Source organism: Streptomyces sp. NPDC057137 (assembly GCF_042670825.1).
GTDB lineage: Bacteria > Actinomycetota > Actinomycetes > Streptomycetales > Streptomycetaceae > Streptomyces.
This window is the reverse complement of the sequence record NZ_JBHUUW010000003.1, coordinates 105,313-128,954: the sequence shown is the minus strand read 5'-3', so window position 1 is coordinate 128,954 and position 23,642 is coordinate 105,313. Positions and strand designations below refer to the sequence as shown.

20 protein-coding genes are annotated in these 23,642 nt (G+C 70.7%); 15 read left to right on the top strand and 5 right to left on the bottom strand.

Annotated elements, in window-relative coordinates:
- The first annotated feature begins 3 nt into the window (after nucleotides 1-3).
- The 4 genes from ACFT9I_RS04500 (at nucleotide 4) to car (ending at nucleotide 7,858) form a co-directional block, all read left to right on the top strand.
- Nucleotides 4-1,425 carry a 3-deoxy-7-phosphoheptulonate synthase class II gene (locus tag ACFT9I_RS04500; RefSeq protein WP_382560568.1) on the top strand — a complete coding sequence of 474 codons (1,422 nt, stop codon included), beginning with the start codon at nucleotides 4-6 and terminating at the stop codon, nucleotides 1,423-1,425.
- 29 nt (nucleotides 1,426-1,454) lie between these two features.
- Nucleotides 1,455-2,693, top strand: coding sequence for a cytochrome P450 (locus tag ACFT9I_RS04495; protein WP_382560565.1), 1,239 nt, complete (start codon nucleotides 1,455-1,457; stop codon nucleotides 2,691-2,693).
- A gap of 72 nt (nucleotides 2,694-2,765) precedes the next feature.
- Nucleotides 2,766-4,427, top strand: a complete 1,662-nt coding sequence (locus ACFT9I_RS04490; RefSeq protein WP_382560562.1) for a carbamoyltransferase N-terminal domain-containing protein — start codon at nucleotides 2,766-2,768, stop codon at nucleotides 4,425-4,427.
- Nucleotides 4,427-7,858 carry a carboxylic acid reductase gene (gene car / locus ACFT9I_RS04485; protein ID WP_382560559.1) on the top strand — a complete coding sequence of 1,144 codons (3,432 nt, stop codon included), beginning with the start codon at nucleotides 4,427-4,429 and terminating at the stop codon, nucleotides 7,856-7,858. Before ACFT9I_RS04490 ends, car begins: the two co-directional genes overlap by 1 nt.
- Before the next feature lie 33 nt (nucleotides 7,859-7,891).
- Here car and ACFT9I_RS04480 read toward each other — a convergent pair whose 3' ends face one another.
- Complete coding sequence (locus tag ACFT9I_RS04480) at nucleotides 7,892-8,578, bottom strand: alpha/beta hydrolase (protein WP_382560556.1); 687 nt, start codon at nucleotides 8,576-8,578, stop codon at nucleotides 7,892-7,894.
- 368 nt (nucleotides 8,579-8,946) lie between these two features.
- Here ACFT9I_RS04480 and ACFT9I_RS04475 point away from each other — a divergent pair, with 368 nt between their 5' ends.
- A complete protein-coding gene (locus tag ACFT9I_RS04475; protein ID WP_382560554.1) occupies nucleotides 8,947-10,032 on the top strand; it encodes a PhlD in 1,086 nt (361 codons plus the stop codon).
- Here ACFT9I_RS04475 and ACFT9I_RS04470 read toward each other — a convergent pair.
- Nucleotides 9,968-10,834, bottom strand: coding sequence for a helix-turn-helix domain-containing protein (locus ACFT9I_RS04470; protein WP_382560552.1), 867 nt, complete (start codon nucleotides 10,832-10,834; stop codon nucleotides 9,968-9,970). The genes ACFT9I_RS04475 and ACFT9I_RS04470 overlap by 65 nt on opposite strands.
- Nucleotides 10,835-11,025: 191 nt before the next feature.
- Between ACFT9I_RS04470 and ACFT9I_RS04465 the strand changes: the two genes are divergently transcribed.
- From ACFT9I_RS04465 to ACFT9I_RS04435, 7 genes are all read left to right on the top strand, one after another.
- Nucleotides 11,026-11,505, top strand: coding sequence for an ATP-binding protein (locus ACFT9I_RS04465; protein WP_382560549.1), 480 nt, complete (start codon nucleotides 11,026-11,028; stop codon nucleotides 11,503-11,505).
- A 39-nt stretch (nucleotides 11,506-11,544) separates the two neighbouring features.
- Nucleotides 11,545-11,970 (top strand): helix-turn-helix domain-containing protein, encoded by a 426-nt coding sequence (locus ACFT9I_RS04460; protein WP_382560547.1) that lies wholly within the window; start codon nucleotides 11,545-11,547, stop codon nucleotides 11,968-11,970.
- A gap of 76 nt (nucleotides 11,971-12,046) precedes the next feature.
- On the top strand, nucleotides 12,047-12,457 hold the full coding sequence (locus tag ACFT9I_RS04455; RefSeq protein WP_382560545.1) for a VOC family protein: 411 nt from the start codon (nucleotides 12,047-12,049) through the stop codon (nucleotides 12,455-12,457).
- Nucleotides 12,458-12,502: 45 nt separating this feature from the next.
- Nucleotides 12,503-13,669 carry an aminopeptidase P family protein gene (locus ACFT9I_RS04450; protein ID WP_382560542.1) on the top strand — a complete coding sequence of 389 codons (1,167 nt, stop codon included), beginning with the start codon at nucleotides 12,503-12,505 and terminating at the stop codon, nucleotides 13,667-13,669.
- A 157-nt stretch (nucleotides 13,670-13,826) separates the two neighbouring features.
- The gene (locus ACFT9I_RS04445) at nucleotides 13,827-14,243 is read left to right on the top strand and encodes a hypothetical protein (protein WP_382560539.1); all 417 of its coding nucleotides are present in this window, start codon (nucleotides 13,827-13,829) and stop codon (nucleotides 14,241-14,243) included.
- Between the two features lie 226 nt (nucleotides 14,244-14,469).
- Complete coding sequence (locus ACFT9I_RS04440) at nucleotides 14,470-15,645, top strand: PLP-dependent cysteine synthase family protein (RefSeq protein WP_382560537.1); 1,176 nt, start codon at nucleotides 14,470-14,472, stop codon at nucleotides 15,643-15,645.
- Nucleotides 15,642-16,952 (top strand): MFS transporter, encoded by a 1,311-nt coding sequence (locus ACFT9I_RS04435; RefSeq protein ID WP_382560534.1) that lies wholly within the window; start codon nucleotides 15,642-15,644, stop codon nucleotides 16,950-16,952. Before ACFT9I_RS04440 ends, ACFT9I_RS04435 begins: the two co-directional genes overlap by 4 nt.
- 66 nt (nucleotides 16,953-17,018) lie before the next feature.
- Here ACFT9I_RS04435 and ACFT9I_RS04430 read toward each other — a convergent pair whose 3' ends face one another.
- A complete protein-coding gene (locus ACFT9I_RS04430; protein ID WP_382560532.1) occupies nucleotides 17,019-18,281 on the bottom strand; it encodes a hypothetical protein in 1,263 nt (420 codons plus the stop codon).
- A 75-nt stretch (nucleotides 18,282-18,356) separates the two neighbouring features.
- Nucleotides 18,357-19,457 (bottom strand): cation diffusion facilitator family transporter, encoded by a 1,101-nt coding sequence (locus ACFT9I_RS04425; protein ID WP_382560529.1) that lies wholly within the window; start codon nucleotides 19,455-19,457, stop codon nucleotides 18,357-18,359.
- Nucleotides 19,458-19,549: 92 nt separating this feature from the next.
- Between ACFT9I_RS04425 and ACFT9I_RS04420 the strand changes: the two genes are divergently transcribed.
- Nucleotides 19,550-19,909, top strand: a complete 360-nt coding sequence (locus ACFT9I_RS04420) for an ArsR/SmtB family transcription factor (RefSeq protein WP_382560527.1) — start codon at nucleotides 19,550-19,552, stop codon at nucleotides 19,907-19,909.
- Nucleotides 19,910-20,004: 95 nt separating this feature from the next.
- The gene (locus ACFT9I_RS04415) at nucleotides 20,005-21,243 is read left to right on the top strand and encodes a peptidase (protein ID WP_382560524.1); all 1,239 of its coding nucleotides are present in this window, start codon (nucleotides 20,005-20,007) and stop codon (nucleotides 21,241-21,243) included.
- A gap of 49 nt (nucleotides 21,244-21,292) precedes the next feature.
- On the opposite strand, the gene ACFT9I_RS04410 is transcribed toward ACFT9I_RS04415, so the two are convergent.
- The gene (locus tag ACFT9I_RS04410; protein WP_382560521.1) at nucleotides 21,293-22,426 is read right to left on the bottom strand and encodes an FAD-dependent monooxygenase; all 1,134 of its coding nucleotides are present in this window, start codon (nucleotides 22,424-22,426) and stop codon (nucleotides 21,293-21,295) included.
- A 174-nt stretch (nucleotides 22,427-22,600) separates the two neighbouring features.
- Between ACFT9I_RS04410 and ACFT9I_RS04405 the strand changes: the two genes are divergently transcribed.
- On the top strand, nucleotides 22,601-23,590 hold the full coding sequence (locus tag ACFT9I_RS04405; protein ID WP_382560518.1) for a TetR/AcrR family transcriptional regulator C-terminal domain-containing protein: 990 nt from the start codon (nucleotides 22,601-22,603) through the stop codon (nucleotides 23,588-23,590).
- The last annotated feature ends 52 nt before the right edge of the window (nucleotides 23,591-23,642 follow it).

Genomic DNA, 23,642 nt, shown 5'->3' with positions numbered 1-23,642 from the left:
ATCATGTTGACCCTCACCGGCGAAGCCGCCGCGCACTGGCGGACACTCGTCGCCCACCAGCGGCCTCAGTGGCCCAGCCCGGCCGCGCTCGGCGACGTGACGGATCACCTGGCGGCCCTGCTCCCGTTGGTCATGCCGCAGGAGTGCGACACGCTCACCGCACGACTCGCCCGGGCGGCGGAGGGCAAGGCGTTCCTGCTGCAGGGTGGCGACTGCGCCGAACGTTTCGACCGTCTCTCGACACAGGCGATTCACGGCAAACTGCGCCTCCTGCAGCGGATGGCCCTGATCCTCAACTACGCGTCGGCGGTGCCGGTGGTCACGGTGGGCCGGATGGCCGGGCAGTACGCGAAGCCCCGGTCCCGGCCGACCGAGACCGTCGACGGGCGCACGCTCCCGGTCTACCGGGGCGACGCGGTGAACGGCATGGGCTTCAGCCAGGCCGAACGACGGCCGGACCCGGCCCGGCTACTTCGGATGTACGACGCTTCGCGCCACACCCTGGACGTCATGCGCGCATACGCCCGTGGCGGCGCCGACCCGCGCCAACTGCAGAAGGAGAATGAGGACTTCGTCTCACGCTCGCCTGCGGGTGAACGCTACGGCGAACTCGCCGGCCAAATCTGCCAGGCGCTGTCCCGCGAAGACGCGTGCGGCAACGATCCGTCGCGCACCACGGAGTTGTTCGCCGGCCACGAGGGACTGCTGCTCGACTACGAGGCCGCGCTGACCCGCCACAACCCGCGTTCCGGCCGAGGGTACGCGGGCAGCGGCCACCTGCTGTGGATCGGCGACCGCACCAGACAGCTCGACGGCGCCCACGTCGCCTACTTCGCGACCATCGACAACCCGATCGCGGTGAAGCTGGGCCCTGCCGCCACGCCCGAGCAGGCGCTGGCCCTGATCGACCGCCTCGACCCCGAACGGCGGCCGGGCCGGCTGACGTTCATCGTACGGCTGGGGGCGCACCGCGTGCGGTACCTGCTGCCGGAGCTCGTGGAGAAGGTCACGGCCGCCGGCGCGCCGGTGGTGTGGGTGTGCGATCCGATGCACGGCAACACCTTCGAGGCGCCCGGCGGGCAGAAGACCAGGCGGTTCGACGACATCCTCGCCGAGGTCGCCGGCTTCTTCGAGGTGCACGAGGCGCTCGGCACCCACGCCGGCGGACTGCACGTGGAGTTGACCGGCGAGGACGTGACCGAGTGCGTCGGCGGCGGCGCCGAACTGGGTTTCGACGACCTGCACCGCAGATACGAGTCGGCGTGCGACCCACGCCTCAACGGAGGTCAGGCGCTTGATCTGGCCTTCCTGGTCGCCGAGATGTTCAACCCAGGAGCATCCGGCGTCGTGGCGCCGGACGCGGCGGTGAACGCCGCGGCCCGGGGCGCGAGTCACAGCAGTTCCCCCGCGTCGTCCGGCGCGTGAAACCGACAACATCTTCGAGGATGCGCCCCATGGATCAGGATTCCGCCCCTCTGGAACTCGACGACGCGTTCGTGCAGGACCCCTACTCGGTGTACGCGAAGCTCAGCGCCGAAGGCTCGGCGCACCGGGTGAGGATGCCTCCCGGAGTCCCCGTGATCGGCGGACTGCCGGTCTGGCTCATCACCGGATACGAGGCGGTGCGCTCCGCACTGGCGGATCCCCGGTTGAGCACCGATCTGCACAGGATGGACAGGCTGTTCGCGCAGAACGAGCCGGACAGCAACAGACGTGCCGGTTTCTCACCGGCCATCTCCAGCCACATGATGAACTCCGACCCGCCGGACCACACCCGGATGCGCAGGCTCGTGAGCAAGGCCTTCACCAGCCGCGCCGTAGAAGTGCTCCGGCCGGAGATCGAGCGGATCACCGGCGGGCTGATCTACGCCCTCGCGGACGACGACACGGTGGACTTCCTGGACACCTTCGCGTTTCCGCTGCCGATCCGGGTGATCTGTCTGCTGCTGGGTGTACCGGTCGAGGAGCAGGAGAACTTCAAGTCCTGGTCCAAGGCGCTCGTCTCCGGCGACTCCCCCGAAGCGGGCGCCGCCGCCACGACCGAGGTGGTCGAGTACCTCGGCGAACTCATCGAGCGCAAACGCCGCGTGCCCACCGACGACGTGCTGGCCCGCCTGGTCTCGGCACACGACGTCGACAACACGCTGACCGGGATCGAGCTGGTCTCGACGGCGTACCTGCTGTTCATCGCCGGTTTCGAGACCACCCTCAACGCCCTGGGCAACGGCACGCTCCATCTGATGCGGAACCTGGACCAGTGGGAGGCACTGCGCGAGGACCGTTCCCTCCTCCCCGGCGCGGTCGAGGAGTTCCTGAGGCTGGAGAGCCCGCTGAAGCACGCCTCCTTCCGGTGTGCGACGGAGTCCCTGACCATCGGTGACGTGGAGATCGCGGCCGGCGACTTCGTGCTGCTGGCGATCGCCTCCGCCAATCGTGATCCTCTGCGCTTCGACGATCCGCATGCGCTGGACGTCCGCAGGCCCACCGACGGCGGCCATCTGGCCTTCGGACATGGCATCCACCACTGCCTCGGGGCGCCGCTCGCCAGGGTGGAGTTGCGGGTGGCGTTCGGCGCCCTGCTCGACGCGTTCCCCGCCATGAGGCTCGCCGTCGACCCCGAGGAACTGCGGTGGCGCACCAGCACGATCATTCGCGGGCTGCACTCACTGCCGGTACGGCTGAATCGCCCTTAGTGGCGCCTGAACGACATTCCCCGACTTCCGGTTTCCAGGCCGCTGTGCGGCCAGAAAGGTGTGGCTGACCACATGCTCATATGCGGGATCAAGGCATCGCACGACGGCGGGGTCGCCGTCATCGAAGACGGTCGCCTTCTCTTCAGCTACGAGATCGAGAAGCTGAACAACGGCGAACGCTACAGCGCCCTCGGAGACGTGGAACGCGTGACCGAGATCCTCGCCGCGGAGGGTCTGTCTGCCGCCGACATCGACCAGTTCGTGGTCGACGGCTGGTACACGAAAGACGCCGCGGGCGAGCCCGCCGTCACGGTGAACGCCGGCGGCCTGCCGGTACAGTTGCGGGTCGCACCGTATCTGGAGAGCCCCGGCGACGACGGGCCGTTGCAACGCCACACCTTCGGCGGCCATGGTTTCGACGACTACGCAAGCTACACCCACGTCGCCAACCATCTCATCGGCACATACTGCTCAAGCCCGTTCGCCGCCAGGGGCGAAGACGCGTTCGTCCTGGTCTGGGACGGACTCATCACGCCGCGCCTCTACCAGGTGCGGGCCGCGACCCGTGAAGTGACCTTCGTCGAGGCCCTGTTGCCCGTCCTCGGAGGCAGCTTCGCGGCTTTCTGCTCGCGGTTCGAGCCGTACCTGCTGAACACCGACGACGTCACGTCGGACACGTACATCCGCCAACACCTCTCCGTCGCGGGGAAGGCCATGGCGTACGCGGCCAAAGGCCGGGTCGAGACCGGTGCCTTCGCCGTCTTCGACGACCTCATGGCCGAGTTCCGCGACATTCCCGTCGACAAGGTGGGCGTGCTGGGCGACAAGGTCGCCGCGAACAGGGACGAGCTGATGCCGGGCCTGTCCAACGCGGACCTCATCGCCACCTATCAGGCCTACATCGGCCACCATCTGCTCGCGCGGCTCACCACAGCGGTACGGAGCCGCTTCCCGGACGGCGGCCACAACCTGGTGCTCGGCGGCGGCTGCGCGCTCAACATCAAGTGGAACAGCGCGATTCGGGCCAGCGAGGTCTTTCAGGAGGTCTTTGTCCCGCCCTTCCCCAACGACGCGGGGGCGGCGATCGGAACAGCGGCCTGCGAGATGTTCCGGCGCGGCCGGGCGGCGCTGGAGTGGGATGTCTACAGCGGACCGCGGATCACCACCGGCACACTTCCCGACGGGTGGCGGGCAGGGCCCTGCGACGAGAGGCAGTTGGCCGCCCTCCTGCACACCGAGGGCGAACCGGTGGTCGTCCTGTCCGGCCGGGCGGAGCTGGGCCCGCGCGCTCTGGGCAACCGGAGCATCCTGGCGCCCGCGACCGACACCCGGATGAAGGACCGGCTCAACGACATCAAGAACCGGGCGCCGTACCGGCCCGTCGCGCCCATCTGCCTGGAGGACCGCGCGCCGGAGGTCTTCGCCCCCGGCATGCCCGACCCCTACATGATCTTCGAGCACCGTATGCGGCCCGGTTGGGCCGAACGCGTCCCGGCGGTCGTTCACCTGGACGGCACCGCTCGGCTCCAGACCATCGCGTCGACCCAGGACACCGACACCGCTCGTATCCTCACCGCCTACGCGGAGATCAGCGGAGTACCCGTGCTGTGCAACACGAGCGCGAACCTTGAGGGACGGGGTTTCTTTCCCGACGTCGAGTCGGCGGCCCGTTGGGGCGGGACTCGTTACATCTGGTCCGAGGGGACGCTTTACACGAACCCCCGCGTGGGGTGATGTTCCTCTCCGGACAAGTCCGCCAACTATGCGACGCGGAGACCACTGTGCGACTCGCGCAAGTAATGGCACATGCCTTTGAGCGCTATCAGGACCGGCCCGCCGTCGGTGAGCGTGCGAGGGAGTTCGTGCGGGACGCCCGGACCGGGCGCGTTTCGGCGCGTCTGCTGCCGCGCTACGAGATGACCTCCTACAGCCAGTTGTGGAGCCGTATCCGCGCGGTGGCGAGCGAGTGGCACCACCACCCGCGGCGCCCTCTCGTCGCGGGCGACCGGGTGGCCCTCCTCGGCTTCACGAGCCGGGACTACGCGACGCTGGACCTGGCGTGCGGCTATCTGGGCGCCGTCAACGTGCCGTTGCAGATCAGTTCACCGACCGAGAATCTGACGTCCATCATGGCGGAGACCGAGCCGGTTCTGGTCGCCGCGAGCATCGAGCGGCTGGACGCCGCGAGCGAGCTGTCCCTGCGCACGCCCTCGGTCCGGCGGCTGGTCGTGTTCGACTACCATCCGCGCGCCGAGGACCAGGCGGAGCGATTCGCCGCCGCCCGCGAGGACCTGGCCGGCCGGGACGTGGAGGTCGTCGCCCTGTCGGACGTTCTCGACCGCGGCGCCGGCCTGCCCGAGGCTCCGCCGTACATCCCGGGCGACGACGAGGATCCCCTCTCGATGCTCGTCTACACCTCGGGGAGTACGGGAACGCCGAAGGGCGCGATATACACCGAGCGGCTCGCCAGGGTGATGTGGGAGGACCGGTCGAAGCGCGCCGGCACGGACATGGTCGCCATCAACTACATGCCGCTGAGCCATGCCGCCGGCCACTTCCTGCTGACGAACGTCCTGGCCCGCGGCGGCACCAGCTGCTTCACCGCCACCAGCGACCTGTCGACATTCTTCGAGGACATGGCTCTCGTACGGCCCACCGAGCTGTTCCTCGTGCCGCGCCTGTGCGAGATGCTCCACCAGCTCTACCGGAGCGAGCTGGACCGGCGGACCTCCGCGGGCACCGACCCGGAGCGGGCCTCGACCGAGGTGCTCAAGCAGCTCCGCGAGGACGTCCTCGGAGGGCGCGTCGGCGTGGCCGGCACCGGCTCCGCACCGCTGTCCGCCGCGCTGACCGAGTTCACCGAGGCCCTTCTCGGCGTCCCCCTGCACAACGGGTACGGCTCCACGGAGGTCATGGGCATCGCCGCCGACGGCAAGCTGCAGAGCCCGCCGGTGATCGAGTACAAGCTGGTCGACGTGCCCGAGCTGGGCTACTTCCGCACCGACACCCCCCACCCGCGCGGCGAACTCCTGCTGAAGGCCGACGGCATCCCCGGCTACTACAAGCGGCCCGAGCTGACGGCGGACCTCTTCGACGAGGACGGCTACTACCGGACCGGCGACATCGTCGCGGAGCTGGGTCCACGCCATATCGCCGTCGTGGACCGCCGCACGAGTGTCCTGAAGCTGTCCCAGGGCGAGTTCGTGTCGGTCGCCAGGCTGGAATCGGTCTTCGCCGCCTGCCCGTCGGTGCGGCAGATCTTCCTCTACGGCAACAGCGAGCGCTCCTACCTGCTCGCTGTCGTCGTGCCCACCCCGGACGCCCTGCGGCGGTACGGGGACGACCGGGAACGTCTCGAACACGTGCTGAGCGAATCGCTCCGGCGGATCGCGAATGACACCGGCCTGAACTCGTACGAGATCCCCAGGGGTCTGCTGCTGGAGGCCGAGCCGTTCAGCCAGGCCAACGGCCTGCTGTCGGACCAGGGAAAGTTGTTGTGGCCCAAGCTCGTGGAGCGTTACGGCGAGCGACTGGAGCAGCTGTACACCGAGATATCGGCCCACGAGACCCAGGAGTTGCTCGACCTGCGCCGCACGGGCGGCGACCGGCCGGTGCTGGAAACGGTCCAACTGGCCGCGCGGGCGCTGCTGGTGGGCTCGACGGCCGAGGTGAGTCCCTCCGCGCACTTCCGGGACCTCGGCGGCGACTCGCTGTCCGCGGTGTCACTGTCGAACCTGTTGCACGACACCTTCGGTGTCCGGGTACCGGTCGACGTCATCATCAGCCCCGCGCACGACCTGCGGCAGCTGGCCGCCTACGTCGAGTCGAAGCGTACGGCCACCGCGACGCGACCCACGTTCGTGTCGGTGCACGGCGAGGACGCCACCGGGACGCACGCCAAGGACCTCGCCCTGGGCCGGTTCATCGACGCGGCGACTCTCGACGGCGCCCGCCACCTCCCGCGCCCCGCCGGGGAACCGCGCCGCGTTCTGCTGACCGGCGCGAGCGGATACCTGGGGCGCTTCCTCACCCTTGAGTGGCTCCAGCGGCTGGCCCCGGCCGGCGGCAGGCTGATCGTCGTGGTCCGCGGCAAGGACCCGGACGCGGCCGGACAGCGACTGGCCGACGCCTTCGGCAGCGACGACCCCGAACTGGCGCGCGCTTATCGGGAGTTGGCCGCGGAGCACCTGGAAGTGCTGGCTGGAGACATCGCCGAGCCACGGCTGGGCCTGGACGAGGCGACGTGGGAACGGCTGACCGGCGAGGTGGACCTGATCGTCCACGCGGGCGCCCTGGTGAACCACGTGCTGCCCTACCGCCATCTGTTCGACGCCAACGTCCTCGGAACGGCGGAGCTGATCCGGCTGTCCCTGACCGGACGGCTCAAGCCGTTCACGTACATCTCCAGCGTGGCCGTGTCCAGATCGCGGAAGGGACAGCCTCTCGACGAGGACGCCGACGTGCGCGCCGCGCTGCCGGTCCAGCCTGTCGACGACGGGTACGCCGGCGGGTACACGACGAGCAAGTGGGCAGGGGAGGTGCTGCTGCGGGAGGCGCACGACCTGTGCGGCCTGCCGGTGACGGTGTTCCGCTCCAACATGATCCTCGCGCACAGCCGGTACACCGGGCAGCTGAACGTGCACGACATGTTCAGCCGACTGCTGTTCAGTGTCCTCGCGACGGGCGTGGCCCCGAAGTCCTTCTACCGGACGGACAGCGGCGAGGGGCCGCGGGCCCACTACGACGGCCTGCCCGTCGACTTCACCACGGCAGCGGTCGTCACGCTGGGACGGAGCACCTCCGGGTACCGGACCTTCAGCCTGGTGAACCCGCACGACGACGGCATCTCGCTCGACACGTTCGTGGAGTGGCTCATCGAGGACGGCCACGCCATCGAGCGGATCGCGGGCTACGGTGACTGGCTCGTCCGCGTCGAAGCCGCCCTGCGCAACCTGCCCGAGGCACAGCGCCGGTACTCCGTCCTTCCCTTGCTGCAAGGACTCCAGGAACCGGCAGAGGCCGTGCCCGGTTCGGACGTCCCGTCGGCCCGCTTCCGAAAGGCCGTCCAGAAGGCCGGCCTCGGCCCGGACCGGGATGTGCCGCGCCTGTCCCCCGCCCTCATCCGCACGTACGTGACGGACCTGCGGCGCCTGATGACCACCTGACCGATGGAGGACGGCGAGCCGTCACGTGTGGGCTCAGCCGGCGAGAGCCAGCTCCACCAGGTCGACGATCTCACCCGGCCGGGAGGCCAACGACGCGTGGCCGGCGGGGAGTTCGATGATCTTACGCGGCTCCATCCGCCCGGCCATGCGGCGTTCGTTGTCCGGGTGGATCATGCGGTCCTCGGTGGAGATCTGGTACCAGGACGGCTTGGACCGCCACGCCGGGGTGGTGACGCTGTCGCCGAAGGCGGAGGCGAGTGGGGCCCGCTGGGTGACGGCCATGATCAGGGCCTCGTCGGCGGGCAGGTCCTGGCAGAAGCTCTCGTGGTACTTGTCCTGCTTGATCCACAGATACCCGTCGGAGTCCGGGACGAGGTTGTCGGCGGCGGCGGGCGGCAGTTCCTGGGTGATCCCGCCGGGGCTCTCACCGGCGTCCGGGGCGAACGCGGCGACGTAGACGAGGCCGGTGACGTTCGGCAGATCGCCCGCCTCGGTGATGACCGCGCCGCCGTAGGAGTGGCCGACCAGCAGGACGGGCCCCGGGATCTGGCGGACCATCCTGCTGGTGCGCTCGGCGTCGTCGGCGAGCGAGGTCAGCGGCAGCTCCACCGCGTACAGCGAGCCGTGACCGCGGCGGTCCAGCTCGGTGATGACGTGTCCCCAGTGGGCGGCTCCGCCCCAGAAACCGTGCACCAGGACGATCGCGGGCCTGTCAGCCATCTCGCTACTCCTTCTGGAGATCCGCACAGCAGTCGTCCCCCACCCGAGCCACGCTAGGGCCTGTCTTCAAAGTAGCGCCGTCCGCCCGCAGGGCGGGGCCCGCGGCGGCTGGTGCGGTGCATCGCAAGGCGGAGGATCATGCTCGTACTGGGCGTACTCGCATGACTCCGACAACGCAGGGGGCACCCCCGTGGCCCCCTCGGGGCCTACGGGGGAGAGGTGCCGTCCAGGCGTCGCGGGCCAGGCGGGACTTTGAAGACAGGTCCTAGGACCACTCCCCCGCGGCGGCGAGTCGGCCGAAACGGCGCGCGATCCTTTTCCGTCGCCCTCGCTTACTGTGGAAGCCGAGCAGTCCTCGGGAGGTCCCAGTGACCATCGTCGTCAGCCGTCCTGTGGTGCGTACCGCGCCGTACTGGGTGAGCACCGAAGAAATCGCCGATGATCTCCGGACGCGCCACCCCAACCACCCCAAGCTCAACCTGTGGCTGCGCATGCTCGGACACACGGGGGTCCGGACGCGGCCATGGGTCGCGCCGCTGGCCGAGACCGGGGCCCGCGTGGGCGTCGGTGAGCGGTCGCGGGCGGCGTACGAGGGGGCACGTCTGCTGGCGGTGGACGCCGCGCGGGAGTCCCTGCGCGCGGCGGGGCTCGACGCCGGGGAGGTGGACTGTCTGGTGACGACGCACACGACGTCCTGGACGGTGCCCGGACTGGACGTCGACCTGATACGGCTGCTGGGGCTGCGGCCGGACGTGTCGCGGGTGGGGCTGACGACGGTGGCGTGTGCCGGGGGCGCGCACGCCCTGGTCCAGGCGGCCCGCTTCGTACGGGCCCGGCCGGGGTCGCGGGTGCTGGTCGTGGCGGCCGAGGCTCTCAGCACGCTCTACCACCCTCGTAACCTCACCCTTCAGTCCGTTCTGTACGGCGGTCTCTTCGGGGACGCGGGCGGTGCCGTGGTGGTGAGCGACGCCGACGCGGACGCGGACCGGCGCACGTACGGCGGTCTGCTGGAGGTGGCCGGCACCTGGGAGTTCGTGCTTCCGGACAGCCAGGACGCCTACTGGGGCGTGATCGACCAGGACGGGCTCCTCTTCGACTCGGGGCCCGAGGCGAGACGGGCGGCGGGACGGGTCGTACCGCATCTGGACGCGTGGCTGGACGGGCAACCGGTCGAGTGGGCCGCCGTACATCCCGGCGGGCCGGGGATCATCACCGGCACCGTGGCGGGGCTCGGGCTCGACCCGGACACCGACGGTACGCACTCCTTGGCGTCCCTCGCCCACGGGAACCTCGGTGGCGTCGCCCTCCTGGACGTCCTCGCGCGCACGCTGGAACCGGGACTCCCGAAGGGCGACGGGATCGCGGTCGCCTTCGGGCCCGGCTTCACCACTACCGCTCTGCGTCTGCGGGCCGTGGCGGGGGCGGCGGACCCAGCGGCAGATCCGGCTCCGTGAAATCGACGGGGATACCGACGATCATCCGCAGCCCGGGGTGAGCCAGCGGCGCCAGCGCCTGGACCGACACATGGACCGAACCGGTGAGCGGCAGCACCATCGGCCGCACCGTCGCGTAGGGATGCAGGCTCATCTCCGCCCGCTCGTCCCCGTCCCAGAGCCTGCGTACCTCGGCCGACCGCCGCACCCGGCGCACCACCCGCTGGATACGGTCGTGGTCCAGGTCCACGACGGCGCTGCGGCGCAGCTCGGCGACCATGTAGGGCGCCCAGTGGGTCTCCCACTGCCGGCACTGCTCCCGTCCCTGGGAGGCGGGGGCGAGCAGCTCCTCCATGATGTTGGCGCCGGACCGCTGCATCCAGGGCCAGTGCCAGGCCGCGCGGCGGTTGTAGGCGAGAACGGTGTAGGTGTCGTCGCTCCAGTAGGCGCCGTGGCCGATACGGTGCAGCATCCCGAGCAGGTCGTCCGGGACGTCCGGGTGTTCCGGGACGACCGCCTGCGGGGGCTGGTGACCGGACCAGACGTACAGGGCGGACGCCTCGGCCGGATTCAGGCCCAGAATCCGGGCACAGTCCTTGACCAGGTCCCTGCTGATCCGCCCCTCGCCGTGTTCGAGGCGCCGGTAGTGCCTCTCGTCCACTCCGAGCAGGTCGGCCATGATGGCCTGCGTGAGCTGCCCGCGCCGGTGCCGGTGCCGGGGCAGGGCGCTCATGCCGGGAATGTCGTCGAGGTTCCGGCGGGCCCGCCACGTACGCATGATCTTCGGCATGTCCGACTGAGGGGGCAGTTCCGCTCTCCCCATCTCGCCACCTCCGGGACCCGCGCCACCGGCGACGTCGCTGCCGATTCGCGCTTTCCATCCTCTCTCCCCGTAGCCGTGGCGGCGCGCCGAAGGACCGGACACCGGAGTGTCCGGTCACTCGCGGACCCTTCCGCGAAGTGGCGGCAGGCGTTTCTGTGGGATCTGGAGAGTTTCGCCCCCAGGAGAGGACCATGGAGATTCTTGCCGTCCAGTCCACCGCCCACGGCCTGCTTCCCGCCGCGGACCGGCACGTCTGGTGCCTGCCTGACACCGATCTCACGCAGGCCGCTCATGCCCGCAGGAAGGCTGCCGGTGTGCTGCAGCGGTGGCGGCTGCCACGTGCCACGGTCGACGACGCCGTGCTCGTGGTGTGCGAACTGGTGACCAACGCGATCCGCCACGGTCGAAGTCCGGTTCACATCGCGCTCCACCGGGGCCAGGGCGCCCTGACGATCAGTGTCAGCGACCACGGCCGCGTCCCCTACCCGACGAGGGGCCCCGACCCGGACCCGGACCCGGATCACTTCGGCGAGTCCGGTGAGTCCGGCCGCGGTCTGTCCATCGTCGCCGCGCTCTCCCAGGCGCACGGTTACGAGGGGGGAAGCTCGACAACGTTCTGGGCCCGGCTGCACACACAGCCGACGGACGCCCCCGGCGGTCCCGTGGCGTGACGGTGCCGTGGTGTGATGGTGCCGTGGTGTGATGGTGCCGTGGGCCGCGCCGTGGAAGAGACCAATCGCCGCATGCTCCGCGTACGGGACGCGATGGACCGTGATTACGCGCAGCCGCTGGACGTCCCCGCGCTGGCGCGGATCGCGCATGTGTCGCAGGCGCACTTCACGCGGACGTTCCGGGCCACGTTCGGCGAGACGCCGCACCGCTATCTGCAGCGCAGGCGGGTCGAGCGCGCGATGTTCCTGCTGCGGGAGACCGACCGCGCTGTGACGGACATCTGCTACGAGGTCGGCTTCGGCAGCCCGGCGACCTTCAGCCGTACCTTCCACGAGATCGTCGGCCGGCCACCCAGGACGTACCGCAAGGAACGCAGGGCACGCGAGGAACGCGACTCAGCGGCACCCGCGGCCATGAGCGTACCGACGTGCTTCACGATGGCGTGGACGCGCCCGAGCGCCTGACGCCCGTCCACCGTCGACCATCGACTGAGCAGTTCTGGACAAGTTTTCGTCCGGTCCGCGCCGTAACGTGAAGAACATGTTCAACGCGATCACACACTCACAGATCTACGTCCTCGACCAGGACAAGGCACTCGACTTCTACGTCGGCACACTCGGTCTGGAGGTCGGCGCCGACATCGACATGGGCTTCATGCGCTGGCTGACCGTCCACGTCCCCGGCCACCCCGACCGCCAGATCCTGCTGGAGAGGCCGGGCCCGCCGGCGATGTCCGAGGAGACGGCGCAGCAGGTCCGCGAACTGGTGACCAAGGGCGCGACGGGCGGCTCGCTCATCTTCAGCACGGACGACTGCCGCAAGACGTACGAGACGCTGCTGGCCCGCGGCGTCGAGTTCACCGAGGAGCCCACCGACCGCCCGTACGGCATCGACTGCGGCCTCCGCGACCCCTTCGGCAACAGCATCCGCTTCACCCAGCCGAAGTCGTAGGGAACAGGGTCGCGGGGCGCCCGGCCGCGGCGGCAGGATGGGCGTATGACTGGCAGCGACGCATCCACCGCACGCCCGGGCGCCGGGGCTCCGGCGCATCTGGCACCCTTCACCGCCGACGACTACCGCGCCCGGATGGACCGGGCGGTGCGGGACGCCACCGGCGCCGGGCTGGCCGGCGTTCTCGTGGCGCCCGGCCCCGACATGGTCTGGCTGACCGGCTATCAGCCGCCGGCCGACACCGAGCGGCTGACTCTGCTGGTGCTGACCCCGGACGCCGACCCCGTCCTGGTCGTGCCCAAGCTGGAGGCGCCGGACGCGGAGAAGGCCGTCGGCGCGCCCGCGTTGACGCTGCGCGACTGGACGGACGGCGTCGACCCGTACGGCGTGACCGCGCCCGCGCTGGCCCCCACCGGCCGCTACGGCATCAGCGACAACACCTGGGCCCTGCACGTCATCGGTCTCCAGGAGGCCCTGCCCGGCACCTCCTACACGCCGTTGACGAACGCGCTCCCGATGCTGCGCGCGGTGAAGGACGCGCGCGAGGTGGAACGGCTCGCGGCGGCGGGCGCGGCGGCCGACGCCGCGTACGAGGAGATCAAGAAGGTGCCCTTCGCGGGCCGCCGGGAGACGGAGGTCGCCGCGGACCTCGCCAAGCTGCTGCGCGCGTTCGGCCACTCCCAGGTCGACTTCACCGTCGTCGGCTCCGGCCCCAACGGTGCCAACCCCCACCACGAGGCCGGGACACGGGTCATCGAGGCCGGTGACATGGTCGTGCTCGACTTCGGCGGTCTGTGCCAGGGTTACGGCTCCGACACCTCCCGCACCGTGCACGTCGGCGAGCCCACCGAGGAGGAGCGGCGCGTCCACGAACTGGTGCACGCGGCGCAGCGGGCCGCCTGCGAGGCGGTGCGGCCGGGTATCGCCTGCCAGGACGTGGACCGGGTGGCCCGCGCGGTGATCGCCGACGCCGGGTACGGCGAGTACTTCATCCACCGCACCGGCCACGGCATCGGCGTCACCACCCACGAGCCGCCGTACATGGTCGAGGGCGAGGAGCTGCCGCTCGTACCGGGCATGTGCTTCTCGGTGGAGCCCGGCGTCTATCTGCCGGGCCGCTTCGGCGTACGGATCGAGGACATCGTGACGGTCACCGAGACCGGCGGCCGTCGTCTGAACGCGACGGAGCGGGGCCTGGCCGTGGTCGGCTGAGCGCGGAGCCCGGATGGGGCGGCCGGTGCCGCGGCCGGGAACGTCGGCCGGGTCGCGCGGCCCGGTGGCCGGTAGGCATCCACGCGCTGATCGCGAGACGGCCCGCGGCGATGGTGTTGGTCGCGCACCACACACAACGTGACGCTACGATTACGGAATGCTCACGGCCTTCCGCCTTTCACGCCCGCTCCGGGCCCGCCTGCGAATGGCGGGCCCGGAGCGGGCGTTGTGGCTGGCCGTACTTCTGCTGGCGCTGCTCTATACGCATGGCGTCAATGGGCATAACGCCGCGGCGCACGCGTCTCCCCTGGCCGCCGTGACGGCGTCGGCGGAATCGACGGAATTCGGCGGCCGCGACGCCGCGCCCGCCCATCACGACGGGGACGAGGCCGAGCACGGATCGGAGAGCTGTGCCTCCGGTCAGCCTCCGTACCGCGCAGACCTGCCCGCTCGTGGCACGACGCCCCTCGGCTTCGCGGAACTGACGCAGATTCACGCCCCCGCGTTCGCGGTACCGGCCGACGCCGTTCCCGCGTCCGCCACATGGAGAGACCCGGCAATTCTGCAGGTGTAGAACGCCCTTCCGAATTGGTCGCCCCCGTTTTCGAACGCGTCACGCACACGGTCGGTCCGGCTGTTTTCCGCCGTCCGTAAAGGAATTCGACCTGTGCGGCCCGAGCGACCTGTTCGGCGAGTTTCCGCGTATCCCCGCATCTCCTCGCATCCGCATCTCCCCGCATCCGCGATTCCCGGCACACGCGAGCGCGACATCGCGCACTCACGCGAACGAAAGCGAACCCATGCGCCCTCAGACCCCCACAGTCCCGACGCGTCCCCTCTCCCCTCCCTTCTCCCTCCGTACCGGACCGCTCCGGACCGCCACCCCCCGAGCCACCCACAGTCTCTCCGAACTGGTCGGCAACACCCCGATGCTGCGTGTCGGTGAGCCCTTCGCACCGGCGGGGCGCGGCTTCTGGGCGAAGCTGGAAGGCTTCAATCCCGGCGGCATCAAGGACCGGCCCGGCCTGTACATGGTCGAACGGGCCCGTGCGCGGGGCGAGTTGGTGGCCGGTGGCCGGATCATCGAGTCGACCAGCGGCACCCTGGGACTGGGGCTCGCCCTCGCCGGGACGGTCCACAGCCACCCGGTCACCCTCGTCACCGACCCGGGGCTCGAACCGTCGATGACCCGGCTGCTCACGGCGTACGGCGCCGAGGTCGACACCGTCCCCGAGCCGCACCCGACCGGCGGCTGGCAGCAGGCGCGCCGCGAGCGGGTGGCGCGACTGCTGGAGCGGCACCCCGGTTCCTGGTGCCCGGACCAGTACAACAACCCCGACAACACCGCCGCGTACACCCCGCTCGCCCTCGAACTCGCCTCCCAGCTCGGCCATATCGACACCCTGGTGTGCAGCGTGGGCACCGGCGGCCACTCCGCCGGGATCTCGCGGGTGCTGCGCCAGCTCTACCCGGAGCTGCGCGTGGTCGGGGTGGACACCATCGGCTCGACGATCTTCGGACAGCCGGCCAGGACCCGGCTGATGCGCGGGCTGGGATCGAGCATCTACCCGCGCAACGTCGCGTACGAGAACTTCGACGAGGTGCACTGGGTCGCGCCGTCCGAGGCGGTGTGGACCTGTCGGGGGCTCGCGACGTCGCACTACGCCACCGGCGGCTGGAGCGTCGGCGCCGTCGCCCTGGTGGCGGGCTGGCTGGCCCGCACCGGGTCCGCCGACTCCCGGATCGTCGCGGTCTTCCCGGACGGGCCCCAGCGCTACCTCGGCACGGTGTACGACGACGAGTACTGCGCCGCGTACGGGCTGCTGGACTCGGCCCCGGCGGCCGAACCGGAGGTGATCGGCCGGCTCGACGAGAAGGAGGTCACCCGCTGGACCCGGTGCGCCGAGGTCGTCGACCCGCTCACCCTGAGCGACGGCGAAGGCGTCACCAACTCCCTTGAGGAGGACGTCCGGTGAAGGGAGTGATCACGCAGGTGCGCTCGTACGAGCGCGGCGTCCAGTTGCTGATGGTCAATCAGTTCACCATCAATCTGGGCTTCTACATGCTGATGCCGTATCTCGCCGCCCATCTCTCCGGCACCCTCGGGCTGGCGGGCTGGCTGGTCGGATTCGTGCTGGGTGTAAGGAACTTCAGCCAGCAGGGGATGTTCCTGGTCGGCGGGACGCTGGCCGACCGGTTCGGTTACAAGCCCCTCATCGTCGCCGGGTGTGTCCTGCGCACGGCCGGCTTCGCGACGCTCGGCCTGGTGGAGTCGCTGCCGGCGCTGCTCGCGGCCTCGGCTGCCACCGGCTTCGCCGGGGCGCTGTTCAACCCGGCCGTCCGGGCATATCTCGCGGCCGACGCCGGGGAGCGCCGGGTGGAGGCGTTCGCGCTGTTCAACGTCTTCTACCAGGCGGGCATTCTGCTCGGCCCCCTGGTGGGCATGGTGCTGACGGGCGTCGACTTCAGGGTCACGTGCCTCGTCTCGGCCGGGATCTTCGCACTGCTGAGCATCGTCCAGATCCGGGCGCTCCCGCCCCGTCGGGCCGACGACACGGACGTACGTGACGGGGAGGGCCGGCGCACGAGCACGCTCGTCCAATGGCGCTCGGTGCTGGCCAACCGGCCGTTCCTGCTCTTCTCGGCCGCGATGATCGGCTCGTACGTACTGACCTTCCAGGTGTATCTGGCACTGCCGCTGGCGGTACGACAGGTGGGCGGCGACGGGGAGTTCGGCACCGCCGCCGTGGCGCTGCTCTTCGCCGTCTCCGGGCTCGGCACCATCCTGTTCCAGACGCGGGTGACCGCGTGGTGCCGGGCCCGTACGGAGCCGGGGCGTGCGCTCAGCTGGGGGCTGGCCGTCATGGGGCTGGCGTTCCTGCCACTGCTCGTGGCCACCGCGATTCCCGTACCGGACAGCGGAGTTGGCCGGTGGGCGCTGGCGGCCGTACCACCGGCTATCGCCGCGCTGCTGCTCGCGCTGGGGACGATGATCGCGTACCCCTTCGAGATGGACACCATCGTCCGGCTCTCCGGTGACCGTCTCGTCGCGACGCACTACGGGCTGTACAACACCATCTGCGGTATCGGCATCACGCTCGGAAATCTGCTCACCGGGGCGGCGCTCGACGCGGCGCGGAAGGCCGGTGTCTCCGCGCTCCCGTGGTTCGCGCTGTTCGCGCTCGGGATGGCCTGTGCGGCGGCCCTCGGTGTGCTGCACCGCACCGGCCGGCTCGCGGCGCCGGCCGTACGCGAGGCGCGGCCGGCGACCGCGACCGCCTGACACCCCGCCGGGACCGGGCACCAGGGCCCGGTCCCGGCGGTTCGAAAGGTTCGGCGGTTCAGCCCGTCAGCAGTTGGGCACGCCCGGCAGCCACGCATCCACCACGTCGATGAAGATGTTGGAGATGTAGCCGCCGAAGGCCGGCAGATAGGACCAGCCGTCGTTGGTGATGCCGTCCACGGTGATCCGCTGGCCGTGGACCTGGCACTTGACGTTGACCGTCGTGGGTCCGGGCAGGCGGGCCACCTCGGCCGACGCGGTCGTCGCCTGCTGACGGATGCGGACGTCCGTGCCCCAGGTGGGGAAGGACTTGCCCGTCTGGTCGCCGGTCCAGAGATAGGTGACGGTCACCCAGCCGTTGTCGTTCAGGCCGACGTTGTAGAACGTGCCGTCGGCGAGATCGATCCCGGCCGGGTTGAGAACGGTACGGCCGGAGCCGTCCTTGCCGCCGTTGTAACCGTTCTCGTACGCGGCCTGCGCCTCGGGCTTGCCCTGGGGCAGGTCCTTGAACATCTCGCGGGTCGGGGACGGGTTCCAGTAGTCGTCCTTGGTGTTCCACGGCCCCACGTCCCAGACCGGCGCGGTCTCGCAGCGGGCGGGACCGCAGACCTGTACGGAGTACTGGCCGCTGCCGTTGGGCGACAGGCCCCGTCGCGAGGGCAGCGCGACGAAGTGGTCGTTCGGCTGGATGATGTGGCCGTTGGCGGTCGTACCGCCGACGAGTCCCTCGCGGGTGGCGAAGACCCGTGCGCTGAAGGCGGTGGCGCCCGCCGAGGTCCGTGGCGCTGCGCCCTTCTCGGCCGTCAGCCGCAGGCTCCGGACGCGCGCCTCTCCCTCCGCGTCCCAGAGGGTGATCCGGGCCTGCACGGTGGTGACCGCCCTGGGCAGGACCGCCGGGCTCCCGTCCGCCGGAATCCACTCGGTCCAGCCGCCCTGCGCCGAGCGGCCGCGTACGTCGACAACCACCTCGGCGTCGGCGGACGAGGAGGTGTCGGCGTCCAGTTCGGCGCTGACCCGGTTGACGGGGGCGTCGAGTTCTTCGGGGGCGAGCACCTGGGTGCCGTAGCCCCGCCCGGTCTCCGCCGACGCGGGGCGGAAGGTGGTGCTTCGGACGCTCAACGCACCTTGTGTCCAGCGGACGTTGACGTCGTCGGAGGTGATGCGCGTCAGATCCGCCGACCACGAGGTCGGCGAGGACGCTACGCGCGTGGATTTCTGGCCGTCGGCCGCCCCGGCCGGTGGCGTGGCGACAGCCACACCCACGCAGGCGAGCAGCGCCAGCGCGGCGGTGATCCGACGTCGGTAAGCGGGTCTCGCTCGGTCCTTCATGCCGGTCTCCTCCTGTGGGGGATGGAACCCGGCACACGCTAGTGATGGTGTCATGTAACCGACAAGGGCCCAGTCTCAGGCGGTACGGATCCGGGCAGGGGCGTGGTGGTGCAGTGCCGCGTGCGGGTCCGCCCCGTCGGGGGTGGCGTCGGGGTCGGCGTGGACCAGGACGGCGGTCAGTTTCGGTACGGCGTGCAGCAGGGCGTGTTCGGCCTCGACCGCGACGTGATGTGCCTGACGCACGGTCAGTTCGCCGTCCACCACGACCGCGACCTCGGCGCGCAGCCGGTGCCCGATCCAGCGCAGCCGCAACTCCCCCACCGCCCGCACGCCGGGGATCTCCAGCAGCGCCAGCTCGGCCGCGTCCACGAGTGCGGGGTCGACGGCGTCCATGACGCGGCGGAACACCTCGCGGGCGGCGTCGCGCAGGACGAAGACGATCGCGGTGGTGATGAGCAGACCGACGATCGGGTCGGCGAGCCGCCAGCCGATCGCGGCACCGCCCGCGCCCAACAGGACGGCCAGCGAGGTGAATCCGTCGGTACGGGCGTGCAGCCCGTCGGCGATCAGGGCCGCCGAGCCGATCTCGCGGCCGACGCGGATGCGGTAGCGGGCGACCCACTCGTTGCCGATGAACCCGACCACGGCCGCGGCGGCGACGGCCGGCAGATAGCTGATCCGCTGCGGGTCGAGCAGCCGGTCGACGGCGGTCCACGCGGCGAACACGGCCGAGGCGGCGATGGTCAGCACGATGACGATGCCGGCGACGTCCTCCGCCCGCCCGTACCCGTAGGTGAATCCGCGCGTGGCCGCGCGCCGCCCCAGGACGAACGCGACGGCGAGCGGGAGCGCGGTGAGCGCGTCGGCGGCGTTGTGGACGGTGTCGCCCAGCAGCGCCACCGAGCCGGACAGGATCACGACCACCACCTGCGCGAGCGCCGTCACGCCGAGCACGGTCAGTGAGACCCACAGGGCGCGCATGCCCTTCGCCGACGATTCGAGGGCGTGGTCGGTCTTGTCGGCCGATTCGTGGGAGTGGGGCGCGAGGAGATGGCCGGCGGTGTGCCGCCAACGGGCGAGGCGCCCGCCGGGGCTCCCACGGTGCGCGTGACCGTGGGGGTGGCGGTCCGGGGCGGGGCCGTCATGGGCGTGGGAGTGTCCGTGCGGGTGGATCATGGGGATGACCTTCCGACGCGCGGGCAGTGGGCCGGGCAGAAAGTGAAGGAGCCGGGTGGACAGCGGCGTAACCCGTTCGCCATTATGTGCATATGAACGCACGCATGCAACTATCACCTGCGCATGATGCGCACCCGCCCATCCCGGGCGAGGAGCAGTTCACCCTCGCCGCCGAGGTCTTCGCCGTCCTCGCCGACCGCACGCGGCTGGTGCTGCTGCACGCGCTGACGGGCGGCGAGGCGGACGTGACCACGCTGACGGAGGTGTGCGGCGCGGCCCGCCCCGCCGTGAGCCAGCACCTCGCCAAGCTCCGGCTCGCCGGTCTGGTCGTCACACGCAAGGAGGGCCGCCGGGTGGTCTACAGCCTCCGCGACGGCCATCTGCGGCGGGTGATCGACGAGGCGCTGAACCTGGCCGACCACCAGCTCGACGGCCGCCCCCCGCACGACTGAGGACAGTTTCCGTACAACCGTTCGCTCCCTGCGCGTGTCTTCCCTTCCACACCCGGTTCGCCACTCGGTCGGTGCGCGGGTCCTCGGAGGGGCACATGACAGCTGCGTCAAAGGCACACACACCACTGCGGCTCACGGCGGGAGCGGTCGTCGCCGCGGCGGTCGGCTGGTCGCTGGTGGCGGCTCCCGTCGGCGCCGCCGCCGCCGAACAGGCCGAGCCCGGAGCCGAGTTGGTCTTCGAGCAGCCGGCCACGCCCATCGAGGGAGTGCAGCCCGGGGACTCGACCCAGGTGTCGTTCGCGGTGAAGAACAAGGGGGACGCGCCCGCCACGCGCGTGGTGCTCTACCTCGGCGGTTCGCAGGGGCTGGCCTACGCCAAGAAGTATTCCAACTGCGTGTACGAGGAGGCGCCCGCCCAGGACGAGGGCCCGGCGCAGGTGAACGCGGTGTGCGACATCGAGCAGATCCTGGAGCCCGGCGTCGTCTACGAGCCCGCCGAGCCCATCGGCCTGAACGTCCTGGACCGGGCGCTGTACGAGCGGCTCAACGTGAACATCCTCGCGGGCATCCCCACGTTCCCGGACGGCACGCAGCACGGCGGCGGCGCCGACCCGGTGCTGAAGCTCGTCGCACGGGCCGCGCCCGAGGCGCCCGGCACCGTCCACGGCGGCGAACTCGGCGTCGACATCACCGCCGAGAACACGGCGGACTTCGCCCTGACCGGTTCGAAGGTGAAGGGCACGGCGGGGCAGACGGTGGACGCGAAGGTCACCTTCGCCAACAAGGGCCCGGCCTGGGCGAAGAACGACGTCTACGGGCCGATCGGTGTCTTCGACGTCGGGATCCCGGAGGGGACGAAGGTCACGAAGGTCCCGGAGTTCTGCGAGCCGGCCGAGGCGGCGGCGACGTACCGCTGCACGACGCCGTACAACTACGCCGACGAGGACAGCGAGCGCGCGTACGTCTTCGGTCTGCGGATCGACAAGGTCGTCGCGAACGCCACGGGCGAGGTGGCGTTCGTCAAGGGCGACAACCGGTGGGGGACGCTGCCGTTCGACAAGGACCGCACCAACAACACGGCCGAGATCGTCGTCAACGAGTCGGCCGGCGGGGCGACTTCGGGCGGGACGGCCGGTGGCGCGAGCGGGGGCACGGCCGGCGGAACCAGTGGCGGGACGGATGGCGGTACGGGATCGACGGGCGGCACCGACACCCAGCTGGGTGAGCTGGCCGAGACCGGCACCGGCGGCGGCACACTCCTCGCCGGAGGGGCCGCCCTCGCCCTGCTGGCGGCCGGAGGGGCCGCCGTCGCGGTGCGCCGCCGCACGTCCTGATCGGTGCGGTGAAGTGAGGTGCGGTGCCGGTCCCGCTCAGGGGCCGGCACTACGCGTCGTCCAGCGAGATCGCGTTCTTCGCCCGGTCGACGGACTCCTCGGACGCCGGTCCACCGGGGTTCTCCAGTGCGATGGCCTGATTGATCTCGACGAAGGGCCGCATCCGCTCCTCGTACCGGGCGAAGGCCGCGCCGTGCCGGCCCGCGGGCCCCTGCGCCCCCTCCGCCGCCCGGCTCAGCTCGTACGCCAGGATGTACGCGCCCACGAGGGCCAGGCTCGTCCCCTGCCCCGACAGCGGCGACGCGCAGTAGCCCGCGTCGCCGAGCAGCGCGACGCGGCCCTTGGACCAACTGCCCATGCGGACATGGGCCATCGAGTCGAAGTAGAAGTCGGGCGCCTCGGCCATCGCCTTGAGCAGTCGCGGGGTCTCCCAGCGGAGTGCGGCGAAGGCGTCGGCGGTGAGCCGGCGTTGCTGCTCGATGTCGCGGTGGTCGTGGCCCAGCGGGGCGGACTCGAAGCCGAGCATCACCCTGATCTCGGTGTTCGCGCGCACCGGGTAGATGCCGTAGCCCGCCGTGCCGTCCTGGAGCCAGACCTGCCAGTCCGTCAGCTCCAGGAAGTTCTCCATGCCGAAGATCGCCAGATAGGTGCCGAGGTGGTGGAGGAACCACGACTCCTCGCCGAAGACCAACTCCCGCACGCGGGAGTGCAGACCGTCGGCGCCGATCACCAGGTCGAAGACGCGCGGCGCGCCACGCTCGAAGGTGACGTGGACGCCGTTCGTCCGCTCGGTGAGGGCGGTGACGGAGTCGCCGTGGACCAACTCGACGCCGGCGCGGGTGCGCCCGTACAGGATGTCGGTCAGGTCCTCGCGCAGCAGCTCGATGTCGTCGTTGTCGAGCCGGCCGCCGCTGAAGGTCTCCTCGGTGGAGCGGTGGATCTCGTTGCCGTCGGGGTCGAGCAGCGACATGCCGCGCATGCGGGTGCGGACGGTACGTATCGCCGAGCCGATGCCGGTACGGTCCGCGACGTCGAGCGCGACGCCCCGGACGTCGACGGCCTGGCCGCCCGGCCGCGGGGCGGCGGCCTTCTCGACGACGGTCGGCTCGAAGCCGTAGTGGTGCAGCCAGTGGGCGAGGGTGAGGCCGGCGACGCCGGCGCCGGAGATGAGCACAGTCTTCATTTCGGACTCCTCAGTACGGTGTACGCCGCTGAATGTACGGCGTACGCGCAGGGCTGCCAACCGTCCGGTTCTCCGCTCTGTACTAGGGTAATGACGCCCTGACAGGGGAGCTGAGCCAGAGGTCGGCCGGTAGCCGCTGCTCTAGTACAGGACGACCGGGAGTGCGAGACGACCGTGAAAAAAGATCCGCCGCAGCCGCCCCGTCCCCCGTATCTGCGCATCGTCGCCGAGATCCGGCGCCGTATCGCGGACGGTGAGCTGTCCCCCGGCGACCCGGTGCCGTCGACCCGGCAGATCGCACGGGAGTGGGGCGTCGCGCTCGCGACGGCGACGAAAGCGCTGACGACTCTGCGACTGCAGGGGGTGGTGCTGGCCAAGCCGCGTGTCGGCACGGTGGTGGCGCCGGCGGCAGCCGATTCCGCGTCCGCCACGTCCGCCCCACCCGCCACGTCCGCCCCACCCGCCGCGTCGGGGCTCACCGAACACGCCGGACACGCCGAACTGACCCGCGACCGGGTCGTCCGCGCCGCCGTCGAGATCGCCGACGCCGAGGGACTGGCCGCACTGTCCATGCGCGGTGTCGCCGCACGGCTCGGTGTCGCGACCATGTCGCCGTACCGCTACGTGACCGGCAAGGACGACCTTGTCCTGCTGATGGCCGACGCCGTGTACGGGGAGGAGTCCTACCCCGGCGGCCTCCCCGCCCACTGGCGGCCACGGATCGAACTCGGCGCCCGCACCCAGTGGGCGCTGTACCGCAGGCACCCCTGGCTGGCGCACATCACGTCCCTCACCAGACCGGTGCCGCTGCCCAATCTGATGGTCCACGCCGAGTGGATCCTGAGCGCCCTCGACGGCCACGGTCTCGACCCGCGGACCGTCCTGGACCTGCATGTGCTGATCTACAGCTATGTGCAGGGAATCGCCGTCAATCTGGAGCGCGAGGCGCAGGCCCAGTCCGCGACGGGGCTGTCCGAGGAGGAGTGGCTGAACAGCCAGGGGCCCGCGCTCGACGCGGTCGCCGCCTCGGGCGACCATCCGACGTTCGCCAGGATCACCGCCGCCGCCGGGCGGGAGGGCGGATACGACCTCCGTCTGGACGAACTGTTCGAATTCGGTCTGGGGCCGCTGCTCGACGGTCTCACCGTCGTCATCGAGGGCTGATCACCCTCTGCGGAGGGGAGGCGGATCACGGCGGCGCGCCATACGCTCATCC